The sequence below is a fragment of the Vibrio sp. vnigr-6D03 genome, assembly GCF_002835515.1.
Classification (GTDB): domain Bacteria; phylum Pseudomonadota; class Gammaproteobacteria; order Enterobacterales; family Vibrionaceae; genus Vibrio; species Vibrio penaeicida.
This window is the reverse complement of record NZ_PIZL01000048.1, coordinates 1-14,598: the sequence shown is the minus strand read 5'-3', so window position 1 is coordinate 14,598 and position 14,598 is coordinate 1. Positions and strand designations below refer to the sequence as shown.

Here is a 14,598-nt window from a genome sequence, read left to right as displayed (position 1 = left end):
AATTCGATAATAACAATCAGATGCTTAAATAATTAAATTAGATAAGATATTTTGAACATTTTCGCTTGAGTTTTGTTCAAATTATCTGCAGTTCATAATAAAAACATAAATATAAAATAAGGAAAATGGACATGAGCCATACCATGCGCTTTTCACTACTTGCTGCTTTAATTTCAGGTGTACTTTCTCCAGCCCATGCAACGCAAATCCCCAAACCTAACGATGCAGCAGTACAAAAAGCCGTACTAGAATCGGCGGATGAAACGGTGCCAGGAACAGGTGCTTCAAATGCACCACTCTGGCTGCGAAATACCGCTTTGTCTCCAGATGGAAAAACCTTAGCTTTTACTTACCAAAGCAAGATATTTTTGGTTTCAAGTCAGGGGGGCGATGCTAGGTCGATCACCAATGGGGACTTTTACCCGCATAATTTGATGTGGTCACCCGACAATCAAACACTTGCATTCGCAGCAAACCCTTATGGTAACGATGATGTATTCACGATAAACCTTGAAACTGGCCAGATGGCTAGGCACACGTATCATTCTGGTTCAGATATTCCCACTGGATTCAGCGAAAATGGTGATGCTTTGTTGTTTAGTACTTCAAGGCTAACCAATAAAACGCAAGATTTTTACAGCTTGCCTGAAGGATCCTTGTACCCTCTCGGGAATCAGCTATATCGCGTCGCACTTCATTCTAATCAATCCTCCGCGGTTCTGAGCGTACCGGCGAAACATGCGGTTTGGAATTCCGATGAAACGAAGTTGTTGTACAACTCTCCACACAAAGATCAGCAATATCGCAAGCACCAACGTTCTTTTGCGGTTCCGAACATCTGGCTTTATGACGCAACCACAGGTAAACACAGCCAGCTCACTGAAGATCGCATCGCGGCACAACAGCCCATTTGGAATGCAGATGAGTCTGGCTTTTACTACCTCAGTGAGCGTGATGGGAATTTCAATGTGTGGTTTTACGATTTAACAACCGCAGAAAAATCTCAACTTACACATTTGTCTACACACCCCGTCCGCCATCTGTCTGTGGATGGAGAGGGCAACCTCGCGTTTTCATATAATGGTGAGCTATACACCCAACGGCATGACGATAAAACAGCAAAGAAAGTGAACATCAATATTCACAATTTCACCGTGCAGCCAAGCCAATACCACTTCACCAATAATGCCACCAGCTTTGTCCCATCAGAACTCGACGTAGGTGAAATGCTACTGAGCGCCTACGGGGATATTTATGCTTTCGATGCAGAAAAAACAACGGTAAAAAACATAACCAATACGATTGGTGCGGAAAAACACGTCGAATTCACCTCAGACGGATATGGCGCTATTTACAGTGCATTACGGGATGGTAAATGGGGGCTGTATACGGCATATTCCCAAAAAGAAGAAGAACGACTGTCGAAAGCAATCATTACTGACGAAGCCCCTTTTCTTGTTTCTGAAGAACATAACTTAACCCATCCTAAATACTCTCCGGATGGGAGCAAACTCGCGTTTATTGTTGATGGAAGAGCACTTCATGTGCTTGATATCAGTGACAGTAATGAAGAGTCTGTATTAGACAAAATCGAAGACGCACTTACTTCCGATGATGATGAAACCGCAAATTTAGGCGTGGAGCTTATTTCTGCGGAAACAGTCAGTGAATCCAACCGAATGGAATTTTCTTGGTCTCCCGATTCTTCACAACTTGCTGTGCATTTATCACCTAGCCCGTATGTGGAACAAATTCACGTCGTGCAAGCGGATGGAAGCGAGTCTTCAATTAACGTGTCTCAAAGTGGCTTTTACAATGGTATGCCACAGTGGAGCGCTGACGGCAGAATTTTATTTTGGGAAACATCAAAGTACGGCACAAAATCGGCGGATGGCGAAGACACCGGATTTACCCTTAACGGTATCTTTGTAAATAATCGCGCAAAGAAAGATTTTAGAGACAACATCGAACCGCCAGAGGAAGACGAAAGTGCGCCGAGTTACGCTTTCAACGCCAACAATATAGAGTATCGCGAAGCATTCCACCTCCCCTTCTCTACAACCGTGATTGGTGCGCACTTAATGGGCGATCACTTGCTTGTCATCGATATGTATTCAGACCCATCAGGTGAATACAGTACACGAGGGTTTAGTTACAACATCAGAACCAATGAGTCTTCATTACTGTTTTCTGGTCTCCCGGAGGCCAATAGCGTTTACATCTCATCAAACCAAGAATTTGCTTACCTACTCACAGAGTATGATGTGATTGAAGTAGATACGAATTCTGGTGAGCCTCTATATCACGCCGTTGATCTCCCTGTAGATTTTGATGTGGTACCAAGGAGAAAAGCCGCGTTTGACCAAATCGTTACCCAAACGAAAGAGCAATACTACCGCCCCGATATGGACAATGTGGATTGGGACTTCTATAGCGATAACTACCGTAAATTTCTACCACACATCAACAATGACCTCGACTTTGCCACCATTTTAAGTGAGCTCAGTGGCGAATTGAATTCTTCTCACACTGGAGGTTACGGCTATCCGAAAGCGCCTATGCGTTACGACGAGACGGCATCGCTTGGGTTAGTGTTTGCTGAAAACATTGCCCCCTCGTTTGCTCGCACAGAATCTTCGAATACGAATGCAGAATCCGATTCCGAAGAAACTGCGGACGAAACTGCCGAAAAAACGACTGAAGAAGAGACATTGTTCAACCTTGTCATTAAGGAAGTATTGCCAGGCGGCCCTGCCGACATTGAAGACGTCGTGCTTAAAACAGGTGATCGCATTACTGCTATAAATGGAAAACCCGTTTCTAACCTCGCTGAACTTTCTCAAGCATTAAATAACAAAGTAGACACGCCTGTCTCTGTTACTTTAATGAGAGGAGAAAAGAACACTTGGCAGCAAGAAATCACCCCAATGAGCGATGGTGAGCAATATGGACTGGTTAGCAAACGTTGGGAACTGGCAAGACGCGACCACGTTCTTAAAACAAGTAATGGCAAAGTTGGTTATGTCTACCTGCCTGACATGTCTGCTCATAGTTTTGAGCACCTTCGAGCAGAAGCGCTTGGCCGCTTAAGAAACACAGAATCACTGATCATTGATGTACGCTTTAACCGAGGTGGCTTCTTAGCCGATACGTTAATTGAATTTCTAACCGCTCAAAAAGCAGCGGTTGTCGTTCCGAAAAAAGGTAAACCCGCTTCAGATGCAAGCAGACGTAGCTGGTTAAAACCTTCGGTAGTGATAGCAAACTCCGCTTCTTATTCAGAAGGTTCTGCGTTTAGCCAGTATTACCAAGATCTGAACGTCGGCCCTATTATTGGTGAGCCAGTTCCAGGGACAGGCACGGCTGTAATGGGTGCGTTCTCTTCAGTATACCCTGATGTTTTCTTGATCTTCCCCTACCTTCCATTAAAAACATCCGACGGTCGTTATTACGAGAACCTTGAACTCATCCCAGATATTCAAGCCTTTAACCGACCTTCTGAAATTGCTGTTGGTAAGGACACACAATTGGATACCGCTATTGAAGCAGCACTAAGTCAAATTCAGCCGTAAGAAGCGAGTTGGAAATGTCATTTAAACAAAGCCTTTTCTAAACTAAGGCTGATATTGATAAATTTTAAGGCGAGCATTGCGGCTCGCCTTTTTTTACTTGAGGTGATAAGAATAGTATTCAAGATGGCGGATATTTGACGTTATTGACCAAATTTGACGATACCAATCCAATAATTATCAAAGCTCTTATTACTTTGTAAGATATCAACCATTTTGACTAGCTTGAGATACGGTATGCGTCTCTTTCGAGTTTGATGGCTCTCATTGTCTATAAAATCACCCGAAAACTCTTAATTTATTGATATAATTCACTTAATTATAAACAAATCAATTCCCCTTTTCCGTAAAACAAATTTTGCTATTTTGTTAATCTGGAATTAAGTGCATATTTCCATACAAACCCAACACGAATAGCAATCAAACTCATATCAACTCTCATCATACACAACTTATTGATTAAGAAGAGTTTTACGACGTTATCTTTACCCCTCACTGTTTCTAGCTAGCTGATTTCTCACAAATTTGTAGGAATTCAGCGGATTGAGACTATCAGGTCCAATGAGTTAAATTCTTTTGGGAACATTCCCGTTCATGACGCGATTGAGATTCCACTATTCTTGCTGCCTAAACGAAAAAATCATGCGTTAACCGCAAGTGCCTTATGCGGTAGTTGCCATTGATTTATCAGTTATTGGAAGCCCAATCAAAGCACACCGACAACGCTCATACCCTATTTGAACGTACCCAAAAAAGAAGAAATCATAGAATGACAAGCTCTCACAAAAACCGCTTAAATCGCCCACATGTTGCCATATTAGGTGCGGGGATTTCAGGCTTAGCCATGGCTCACGAATGCCGTAAGCGTGGATACAATGTATCCATTTACGATAAGGAACAGCAGACTGGGGGGAAATGCCTTGGTACGGTTGTTCATGGGTGTGTACACGAACTCACTCACAGACAACTGTTTGCAAAGAACCATAATTTACTGAACTTTTTGAAGGAAATACCAACGGAGACTGGAAGCTGTTTTGACTCCCTGTACCCGCAAGAGAAAGTGCAGTTTGTGTGGGGCAAAAAAGGCAAAACCATGCAATTTCAACGTCGCTACTTTCGTCATGTCGAAAAGCTCATGGATGATGCAAAATCTGCCTACGCGATGCTCTACTCAAAAGTCCCTGTTCAAGACGTGCTTTGGTTTAAAAAACAGTTAGAACAAACCTTTTCTGCGGAAAAATTGCTGAAAACACCCGTTAGTGAATATTTTGAATATCAGCAAAGACCTAGGCTAGCTCAATTCCTAAAACCCGTACTACTTGGTTGGATTGGTGCAACAGACAGTACACCAGCGCTATCGGTGTTAGATCTTCTTAACAATAAAACGGGGACGTTTCACCCTGACTCTCCAAACGCATACAGCCTAGGAATTCGCGAACCTATTGGCGATGCCATTATTACTCCTCTTACCGAGCACCTAATACAGAGTGGCGTGCATTTTTATCTCGGATGCGAAGTCACCTCGCTGAAACAGAATGAATCTGCCACATCGATTTCTAGTGCTATCACAAAAGAGGGGGAAGCTATCGAAGCCGATTTCTTTGTGCTGGCTTTGCCTGCTCATGTTACTGAAGCACTGCTCGGTAATCACAGTAAAGCGCTGGATTACAATTATGTATTTAGTCACGGCTTCCAATTTCATTTTTCTCAAATGCCCGCCAGTTTAAAGGGAAAAACTGTGGGTATAGTGGTCGATTCGCCGTGGGGACTGAGTTACCACATTACTAGTAGAAAAGTGGGGCAAGTTGAGCGAGTTTGCTTGTCCGTTACTGCTACCGATTTGAACCATGCTTTGGGGGTCGTTTACCAACGCCCTATGCTGGAGTGTAACGAGCATGAAGTGCGAACTGAATTGCTGACTCAACTCTTCGGAAATACATCTTTAGCCGAAGAAGACGCTTTTATGAGTTTTCATGTTGGATTAGGTGCAAAACTGGTTCCAGAGGAAGAGGTAGAAACAAGCTACAAAACATGGTTTAAGGGCGGCACCGTAAGAGACGAGCAGGGAAACAAACAACGCTGGGTTATTCAACACGCTCTAACTCACCCGACAGCAAAAAGCATGCAATCCTTATCGGTTGACGCTTTTCACAATCTATTTTTGGTTGGAGAGTACCTCTCAGATTCAAAACAAACTTGGCATGTCCCCGTGACTCTCGAGCGTTGTATTGAAACGGTCCGATTAAGTGCTGAACAGCTGAGTGCAAAAGAGGATGTCGCATGAACAACCGTGTTTATGCACCACTTTCCTCAGTTCTGTTCTTAGCGATTTGTTTTATCTATGGCAGTGGTTTCTATCAGCTAGTACAAAGCTCCGTACTCTTAACTTTGTTACTAACCTTGGTCTTTCCAATCGTTTTTTGGCCGCTCATAAAAAAGGTCGATAACGACGATGAAATAAAACGCATCCTGTTTCTAGAAACAGGGTTTAATTTGCTGTGTTTTTTGGCAATAAGCCATTGGATCCAAGTTGGCTTGATCGACAAAGGGTTAGTTGTCTTTTTCCTATTTCAAGCTGGCGGCTTTATATTCGTTCAGTTAAAGAAACAGGCAACGATGTCGGCATTAATTTCATTGTGTTTAGCCGCAGCTATCGCTTACTGGATCATTGAAAGCACTCAGACTCAGCTAAAAGGTGATGGCGCGCTGCTTTTGTTTGGTCAAGCCGTGCCATGGCAACTCAAAGTGATTTATGGCGCATGGTTAGCTCAGTTGCTGTTGGTGGAATACCGGTATGTACTTCCTAAGCTCACGCTTATGTCTTGCCACATTGCGTCCTACTTTATCGCCATTCATGCAGATGATTTTTTTCACGCTCGCATAATTACGGCTAGCCACTTACTGTTCTTAGCGCTTTGCTTTGACTTTAAGTCAATGGATTGGGGAGGACGTCAGTTCGCCACGTCGACGATGATGCAACAATTCGTCTCTAAGTCCTCAGTACAACATGCTTTGTCGGCAAGTTTATTAGCGATCGCTTTATCCAGTTTGGGAACATTACTCCTGTTTCATTAGTAATGAAGTGAATAAGGGGGATACCTGTATCCCCCTTATTTCTTTGATATTCACAAAGCAGTCACGCTGGCTGATCACATCCCTCCTGTCCTGACACGTTTTGTCAGCAAGACGGAGTATTTTAATGGCTCAGTCAACTTTCTGGTTCCCATTATGTCATCCTCTACCCAATGTCTTTGCGGCAAAGTATCACTCACCGTAACCTCTCCTAGCCGCAAATTTAATGTGTGCCATTGCCATTCTTGCCAAACATGGAATGGTGGACCTTCGCTAATGGTGCCATGTGGAGAAGAAGTGGATATTATTGGGAGTGAATACGTTAAGGAGTACGACTCTTCAGAGTGGGCAGTACGCGCATTTTGCTTAAATTGTGGTACGCATTTGTACAGTCGATTCAAACAAACGAATCAGTTTAATTTTCCTGCTGGGCTATTTTCCCAATGGGAAGCATTGGATATGGCAATGCAGTATTTCATCGACATTAAGCCAAGTTACTACTGTTTTTCAAACCACACGCCAACAATGACGGAATCAGAGGTTTTGAACCATTTTTCGTCTGCACCCAAGTAATCCCGAAATGCTTTGTTACAAAGACTAACGCAACACAGCCACTAAGAAATAACTCGGACCCCAAACAAAGAAAAAAGCCCTGAATGTTCGGTATTCAGGGCTTAACAGAACTAAAACAAAGTTTATGGATTAAAACTCAAAATCGACAGCAGCGTAGAAAGTACGTCCAGTATCTACGTAGCCGTAATCGACATCTTGTTCGTCGAAGCGGTAATCCGTTAGATTGGTAATACTGGCTTTAACAGCAAAATTACCACTCACTTGGTAACGACCACCCAAATCAACGGTAGTGAAACCTGCCAAATCTTCTCGGCTCCAGTTAAGTTGTTTTCCGGTGTATTTCACGTCGGTAAACAATGATAACTCATCAGATGTGGCCCAATTCAAGCCCGCATTCGCCGCCCATTTTGGTGTAAAGGTCAGTTCTTCATCGGCTTTCGTATCTTTACTGTCTGTATAGGTTGCGTTGGTTGTTAGATACACCGTCTCTGAAAGGTCGATCTCCCCTTCAATTTCAAAGCCTTTTGTTTCCACTTCATTGCGGTTGATGTTGGTAATGATCTTTTTACCGTCTGGCGAGGTTCCCTTGTTTGAATCCATGTCGCGATCAATCATGTCTTTCAGCTTGGTTTGATACACCGTACCTTGCACAAACCATGTTGGCTGAGTGTATACCGCCGTTAATTCAAGAGACTTCGAGGTTTCTGGTTTAAGATCTGGGTTACCTGTTAGGTAACAACTACCACGACAGCTGATCATGAAGAACTTATCTGAAGAACGCCAAATAGCCGGTGCTTTAAAGCCCTCTCCGTATCCACCTTTGATCGTCAGATTTTCTGTCGCTGAATACACAAGGTACGCTCGTGGGCTAAAGTGGCTACCAAACTCGTTATGCTTGGTGTAACGACCGCTCGCCGTTAACGTCAGATCGTCATTTATCGCAAATTCATCCTGCAAATATACCGCCGCCTGATGGTTTTTCTCGCTGTCGGTGTAAAACTTGGTGTGGGTAATTTCTGTGTGGCTGAAATCAAACCCAGCGGTTAGTGTGTGGCTACCCAAAGCTAAAACTGTTTTGCCATCTACGTTATGGTTGGTTTGCGTGCCCGTCATAACGTCTGGAAGCGCTGGGTGAGCGTTATCTTCAATGATTTCTGCTTTTTCGAAATAGTAATTTAGGTTGGAAACACCCCAATCCGATACTCGCTCATAACCTGCACCCACATCAGAACGCTGACTTTCGTAGTAACTGGTACCTGCACCTGGCCATGGGGCGACGCGGTCATCTTTCACGTAACCGAGATCAAACAAAACAGTATCTTTTTCAGTCGCGAGCCAAGTTAGCGTGGTATCAAAACTTGTTCTTTCTTGCCCTTCTTGAACAGCTGAAGTCGCAGTGCGTTCATCACTGGCTTGCCATACTTTACGATCACTCACATCTATCGACGTGTTAAAAAGTAACTTATCAGGAATCACAGAACCGCTAGCAAACAAGTTATAGCTCGCTAGTTCTCCACCATCTTTTTGAGGCTTTGAAAACGCCAAGCTACCTGCAACAAACGTTTCGTCCGCTGGCTGTTTCAAAATAATGTTTACAACCCCACCAATGGCTTCACTTCCGTATAGCGTAGACATAGGACCACGAACCACCTCAACACGATCAATCGCGCTCATTGGAATGCTCGACATGTCGAACGAACCCCGAACAATGGCGTCTTTTGAGTTCACTTTTCTTCCGTTTACTAAGATCAGCGTATAGTCCGAATCTAAACCGCGGATTTTAATAGAAGGCTCATCCCCACCTCGCGAATCGAGCTGAAGACCGGCGATTTTGCCCAACGCTTTCGTAATATCCGTTGCAGGAATTTTACTGATTTCCTCTGAAGTAATCACACTGACCGACGCAGGTGCTTGCTCAATGGATACCTGATTTGTTGTTGCTGTAACAACCATAACCTCATCTTGAGCATTTTCTTGAGCTACGGCAGGTGCAACTGATAGCGCTGCCGCGACCGCGCAGCTTAACTTCAACAGTTTCATTATTCGTCCTTTATGATTTACTACTTTACTGGCATTGGAAACAAGCGTTTAAGCCCATCGACCAACGTAATACGCCAACTGAAATAATCGTGTCCGCTGGCAAATTCTTTTAGCATCACCTGATAGCCTTTATCTTTAAGCACTTGATGCATGTTTCGATTGGTCCCCAAAATATTGGCGAAGTCTGGTTTGACTTCGAAAAGACCGGCATTCAGATAAACTTGAATAGGTTTGTGGGGGCTTTGTGAGATTTGCTTTGTTAGCCATTCAGCGTCTTCATGAGACCACCAGAACGATCCCGATTGGCTCAGCACCTTGCCGAAAACATCCGGATACTGGTGCGCTATATAAAGCGATGCTAACCCGCCATAGCTCGCGCCAGAAAGGACGACCTGTTCAGAGTTTGGTAATATTTCATGATGTTTCGCCAACCAAGGCATGAGCTCAGTTGCCATCATTTTTGCAAACTCCGGATTGGGTGGCAGCTCGGTTCCTCGAAGCTTTCGTGAAGGGTTGTTAACAAACACGGCTCTCATTGGAGCAAGTTCACCCGCTTCTATGAGGGCGTCTAATACGAATGGGGTCAGCCCTTTATCTAAAAAGGCATCGCCATCGAACAGAATCAGCAGTGGCGTATCCGCATTCAATTCTTGATCGTTAAAAGGACGGTAAATCGATATCTTTCTAGAGTTACCTAACAGCTCGCTAGAAAAGGTATGATGAGTCAATTTGCCTTGTTGGGATACGGCACCGTCTAACCAATGGGCGCTCGGTGGATTTCCACTTTCAATTGTAGAGTAAACTCGCCCCTCTTCGGGAACTGGCCAAGGGTTAAGATTGTTTGGGTCGGCTTGTAGAGTTGCCAAGATTGCCCTGCGTTGCTCCCACCCTTGCGGGCTCTCTAACCGAGGCATGTTTGGCGCAACTTGATAAGACAATCGAAAATCTTTAGGCACTCGGTATGATTTATACCAAGTCTTGCTGTTTTCCATACGTGACAAATGCGCGTGCCCATCGTATGGCGCAACTTGATAAGACAATCGAAAATCTTTAGGCACTCGGTATGATTTATACCAAGTCTTGCTGTTTTCCATACGTGACAAATGCGCGTGCCCATCGTATGGCGCACCCAATAAGCGGACGTTGTTTACGTCACCTTTCCATAGAAAAGTAAGAAGAACTTCATCGCCGGATTGGGGTTCTATGAGTGGTGTGCCATGCGCTTCTATCTCTGTCCAAAACCTCTCTTCTGCCGAGGTTTCATTGTCATCAATTGCGTTTTGCAACCTTTTCAGCCTTGGACTCAGGATTGGTTCTGATGGGTTGACGACTCTATCTTCTTTTAGTGGGGCATCCCGAAGCGAAAATTGAACATTGGATGCCTTATTCCCTGCTTTAACCTCAATCGAATACGTATCGGCGTGTTGAAGATAAAGATAGATTTCTTCTTCGATTCTCTTTTGAGAGGAATGGATCGTTAGATCTTGTGGCTCACTTGTATGTGTATCTCTTGTTTGTAAATTTCTAGCTTGCACGCGATTAAACAACGATTTAGATAATGACTGGTCACTGCGATAAACTTTGATACTGGCGAGATCACCATCGTAGGAAAATGTACCTCGTATGTATTGAGAACGGTTTGAAGTGACCGAAATACGAGTCGTCTCATGAGCTTCAACATTTAATTCAATGTGCTCAGTCGCACCAAGCTTAAGGGTTAATTCTTTTGTTTTTTCTTCCGCGATAAGGCTGCCCGAACTCATCAAACCTAGCGAGAATAAAGACACTGAAGTGGTAAACATTTTCACGACCGCCACCAATAGTAATAATTATCATTATCGTTAATTTGGCGCGATTATACTTAGAGGAATGAACGGGTAAAGAAATGTTACATTTATGAGACGCTGACTATTGTATTACTTTAACTAGCTAATAAATATAAACTTTTAGAATGGTATACTTTTTAGAATGATTTTCATGTCGAGCTCAAATTTTGCTTAATTCAACTGCTCGACATGAAAAGTGACTCTCTAATAAAAGCTTAAAGCTTTATCAAAAGCTTGCCTTTGTTCTCGCCAGTAAAGAAAAGATTCATTGCAGACATTGCGCTTTCAAGCCCATTCAATACATGTGTTCTATACTGAACCTGTCCATTCATGACATACGGTGTTAGCTTTTCTAACAACTGAGGGATCTGATGAAGGTGATCCGGCATGGCAAAACCTTGTACCGTGATTCGCTTTTTGATTAATGGAATCCAGTTGGGTCCTGCTGACGGTTCTGAAGCTGTATAGTCAGCGATCATACCGCACACAACAATTCTTCCGTGAGCATTCATTCGGTCAAATATATGGTGCTGAATAGGACCGCCTGTATTTTCAAAAAACAGGTCCACACCATCTGGCGTCAATGATTCAAGTTGAGATTTCAAGTCATCTTTCTTGTAATTGATTGCCCCATCAAAGCCTAGTTCATTGACTATCCAATCTGCTTTTTCGTCACTTCCAACCACACCAATTACACGTAAGCCCTCTGCTTTTGCAAGCTGACCAACGATGGAGCCTACCGAACCTGCAGCACCGGTTACTACTACTGTTTCACCCGACTTGGGTTTACCTATATTAAGTAGCCCTTGAGTGGCAGTTAAACCTGGTAAGGCGAAAACGGAAAGTGCCGTTTCTGCATCGATGTCATTCGACACCTTGTTGATACCCTGACCATTGGTCAATGCGTATTCAGTCCAGCCCATCATCCCCATCACTTTGTCGCCCACGGCAAATTCTGAGTTTTCAGACGCTACGACTTCGCCAAAACCGCTAGAGCGCATACGAGTGTTCAATGCTACTGGTGGAATGTAGCTTTCTTCATCCGGCATCATCCAACCTATCATGGCAGGATCCATCGACATATGAGTTTGTTTAATAAGGAACTGTCCTTCTGAAAGTGCTGGCGTTTCACTCTCAACAACCTCAAACATGTGAGGTCCAATAGGGTTGCCGTCTGGACGTGCGGTAAGCAAAATTTCTTTATTTAGCGTCATTGTTTTCTCCTTAGATCGTGTAAGCAGTATTGCACAATGATTCATTTACAAATAGGCTGCATAAAGCGAATCACCTTTGCTTTAAAGGCAATAATATGGACAAACTAAAAGCACTATCCTACTTCGTAGAAACAGTAGAAAAAGGGAGTTTCTCAGCAGCAGCAAACCACTACCATGTTCCTGCTTCTTCCATTTCACGACGAATTGCCGATCTCGAAGCCGAGCTTGGCGCACAGTTACTTGTCCGAAGCACTCGATCTATCTCGCTGACAGAAGTAGGCAAGCAATACTACCAGCAAGCCCAGCATATACTTGAGCAAGTGCACTTTTCTGATCAGCTGGTTAAGCATTATCAAAGTGAACCGACAGGTGTATTGAAAATCAGTGCTATGGTGGGGTTTGGTGAAAGCATTCTTCTTCCTATTCTCGACGACTTTTCTAAGCACTACCCCGAAGTTATTCTTGATGTTGTGTTAAGTGATGAGATTTCAAAACTGGAAAAAGATGACGTGGATATCGCCATACGAGGTGGCTATGCACCAGACGAACGCGTCGTCGCTAAAAAGTTAATGAATAACGATTTCGTTGCTGCAGCTTCTCCAGCCTATATACAGCAAAATGGTAAGCCTACTTGCACGTCCGATCTCGTTCATCACCAAGGTTTATTTTTTAAAACGCCAGTCGGTCCAACACCTTGGCTAAGTGAAATTGACGGGCAATGGCAAGACGTATCTGGAAAGGTGAAACTGGTAAGTAACAACGGACACTGGTTATTAAACAAAGCCATACAAGATGAAGGCATACTGATGCTACCTAAATGGGTACTTCAGCCCAGTTTTGAATCATGCGTATTACAAGAGTTAACCTTCGATCAACCCTTGCAAATAAGCCACGGTAGAGATTTTGCCATTTTCCTACTTTATCAAAAACTCGAATACTCAATTCCTAAAATCAAAGCCGCTGTCGATTTCATTTGCGAGCAAGTTAAGCTTCAGTACCCAAATTAGAATTCACCATGGCGATTCATCCTTTTGGCTTAAACCACTCAACGAGATATATATCGGTAGATCAACATTGACCTACACTAGATTAGGGTCTGTTCGATAGCACCAGCCCCATGCTCATCCAAAGTCACCTTGGCCACCGCGCCATTGATTAGCGTTAAGTTAGGAGGAACATGCCCAATATCCATGTCGTAGATCACTGGAATACCTAGGTTACCCAAATGCCTTTCTAATACTTCTAAGTAACTAAGTTCATCCTGATTACTGGCATCTTTAGCACAATTTCGCCCAATTAAGATCCCGTTAACGGAACTAAATACCTGCCTAAACTTCATATTTAAAATCGCTCGAGCAAGTTCAACTGGCGGCATTTCTGCATTTTCTAGATACAACAAAATACCCTTTGACGCTTCCTTTGCAAAAGCATTGAGATCGAGATATTCAGTATTAAACAAATGATGAAGAGTATCCCAACATCCACCAAGTAATCGACCTTCTATGCAGTAATCTGATTCGGGTTTTACGAGCCATTTCCATTTGGTATTGATGTTACATTCCAATATAGCTTGTGGGTTCTCAGTAATTGGTGGCCATGTCTTTGTATGCTTTTCGGAAGCGAACTGGGTAAAGCTCTCCCCTTCATTTTGTGATAGGTGCGATAAAGTAGTTGAAACCAAAGGATCTGTCGCATTTTGAGTGAGATCCATCAAGTTTGAGCAGTGCACAGTAGCCCAGCCCAACCTAGAAGTAACCACCGATGTGATTGTACTAATATCGGAAAAACCCAGTATCCATTTAGGTTTCGCGTTAGAGAGTTTTTCGAAATCAAGATATGGAAGCAGCTCCATCGCCAACTCACCACCCCAAGGTGGCGCAATCGCATCGATCTCATCATCCATTAAAAACTGCATCAGTTCAGAAGCTCTTTCTTCGACACAAGCACTAACGTGTTTACTCTGCCCTCTCAAGCAATTCCCTTCTATCACTTTAAACTGTAGCGAGTTTAAATACTCGAGAACAAATTGATACCGCGATTCATGTGCTTCTCCAATTCCAGAAGAAAACGCCGTTACACCAATCGTGCTGCCGGCGATTAAAGGGGCTGGGTATTTCATACTATTCAGTTTCCTACAAAAGTTAGCCATTCAGCTTCAATTTTTTGAACCCATATGATGGACAGATTTTTAATATGCACTGAGTCTCAATTCATCACAAAAACAAATGAAATGGATTGCATTTAGTGGTCATATAAACACATTAAATCAATATGTTAATGAATGTAAGGATAACTAACAATTAT

9 protein-coding genes are annotated in these 14,598 nt (G+C 43.3%); 5 read left to right on the top strand and 4 right to left on the bottom strand.

The genetic code is table 11. From position 1 onward, the window contains the following. The first annotated feature begins 131 nt into the window (after positions 1-131). From CW749_RS26325 to CW749_RS26310, 4 genes are all read left to right on the top strand, one after another. Entirely contained in the window at positions 132-3,572 is a 3,441-nt protein-coding gene (locus CW749_RS26325; protein ID WP_101115444.1) for a S41 family peptidase, read from the top strand. Between the two features lie 766 nt (positions 3,573-4,338). Further along, on the top strand, positions 4,339-5,853 hold the full coding sequence (locus tag CW749_RS26320) for an NAD(P)-binding protein (protein WP_101115443.1): 1,515 nt from the start codon (positions 4,339-4,341) through the stop codon (positions 5,851-5,853). Further along, positions 5,850-6,644 carry a hypothetical protein gene (locus tag CW749_RS26315; RefSeq protein ID WP_101115442.1) on the top strand — a complete coding sequence of 265 codons (795 nt, stop codon included), beginning with the start codon at positions 5,850-5,852 and terminating at the stop codon, positions 6,642-6,644. The genes CW749_RS26320 and CW749_RS26315 overlap by 4 nt, the downstream gene beginning before the upstream one ends. Positions 6,645-6,797: 153 nt before the next feature. Beyond that, the gene (locus CW749_RS26310) at positions 6,798-7,214 is read left to right on the top strand and encodes a GFA family protein (protein ID WP_101115441.1); all 417 of its coding nucleotides are present in this window, start codon (positions 6,798-6,800) and stop codon (positions 7,212-7,214) included. 129 nt (positions 7,215-7,343) lie between these two features. On the opposite strand, the gene CW749_RS26305 is transcribed toward CW749_RS26310, so the two are convergent. The 3 genes from CW749_RS26305 to CW749_RS26295 all read right to left on the bottom strand — a co-directional run bounded on the left by CW749_RS26305 (position 7,344) and on the right by CW749_RS26295 (position 12,294). Then, positions 7,344-9,254 (bottom strand): TonB-dependent receptor, encoded by a 1,911-nt coding sequence (locus tag CW749_RS26305; RefSeq protein ID WP_101115440.1) that lies wholly within the window; start codon positions 9,252-9,254, stop codon positions 7,344-7,346. 20 nt (positions 9,255-9,274) lie between these two features. After that, positions 9,275-11,056 (bottom strand): alpha/beta hydrolase-fold protein, encoded by a 1,782-nt coding sequence (locus tag CW749_RS26300; RefSeq protein ID WP_237322598.1) that lies wholly within the window; start codon positions 11,054-11,056, stop codon positions 9,275-9,277. 239 nt (positions 11,057-11,295) lie between these two features. After that, on the bottom strand, positions 11,296-12,294 hold the full coding sequence (locus CW749_RS26295; protein WP_101115438.1) for an NADP-dependent oxidoreductase: 999 nt from the start codon (positions 12,292-12,294) through the stop codon (positions 11,296-11,298). A 95-nt stretch (positions 12,295-12,389) separates the two neighbouring features. On the opposite strand from CW749_RS26295, the gene CW749_RS26290 reads away from it, so the two are divergent. Beyond that, positions 12,390-13,301 carry a LysR family transcriptional regulator gene (locus CW749_RS26290; protein ID WP_101115437.1) on the top strand — a complete coding sequence of 304 codons (912 nt, stop codon included), beginning with the start codon at positions 12,390-12,392 and terminating at the stop codon, positions 13,299-13,301. A 77-nt stretch (positions 13,302-13,378) separates the two neighbouring features. Here CW749_RS26290 and CW749_RS26285 read toward each other — a convergent pair whose 3' ends face one another. Beyond that, positions 13,379-14,413: a S66 peptidase family protein gene (locus CW749_RS26285; RefSeq protein ID WP_101115436.1), complete on the bottom strand. Its 1,035-nt coding sequence runs from the start codon at positions 14,411-14,413 to the stop codon at positions 13,379-13,381. Between the last annotated feature and the right edge of the window lie 185 nt (positions 14,414-14,598).

Coding starts and splice junctions, on each gene's coding strand:
- CW749_RS26325 (WP_101115444.1), top strand. CDS start 132: ATGAGCCATACCATGCGCTTTTCACTACTTGCTGCTTTAATTTCAGGT.
- CW749_RS26320 (WP_101115443.1), top strand. CDS start 4,339: ATGACAAGCTCTCACAAAAACCGCTTAAATCGCCCACATGTTGCCATA.
- CW749_RS26315 (WP_101115442.1), top strand. CDS start 5,850: ATGAACAACCGTGTTTATGCACCACTTTCCTCAGTTCTGTTCTTAGCG.
- CW749_RS26310 (WP_101115441.1), top strand. CDS start 6,798: ATGTCATCCTCTACCCAATGTCTTTGCGGCAAAGTATCACTCACCGTA.
- CW749_RS26305 (WP_101115440.1), bottom strand. CDS start 9,254: ATGAAACTGTTGAAGTTAAGCTGCGCGGTCGCGGCAGCGCTATCAGTT.
- CW749_RS26300 (WP_237322598.1), bottom strand. CDS start 11,056: ATGTTTACCACTTCAGTGTCTTTATTCTCGCTAGGTTTGATGAGTTCG.
- CW749_RS26295 (WP_101115438.1), bottom strand. CDS start 12,294: ATGACGCTAAATAAAGAAATTTTGCTTACCGCACGTCCAGACGGCAAC.
- CW749_RS26290 (WP_101115437.1), top strand. CDS start 12,390: ATGGACAAACTAAAAGCACTATCCTACTTCGTAGAAACAGTAGAAAAA.
- CW749_RS26285 (WP_101115436.1), bottom strand. CDS start 14,413: ATGAAATACCCAGCCCCTTTAATCGCCGGCAGCACGATTGGTGTAACG.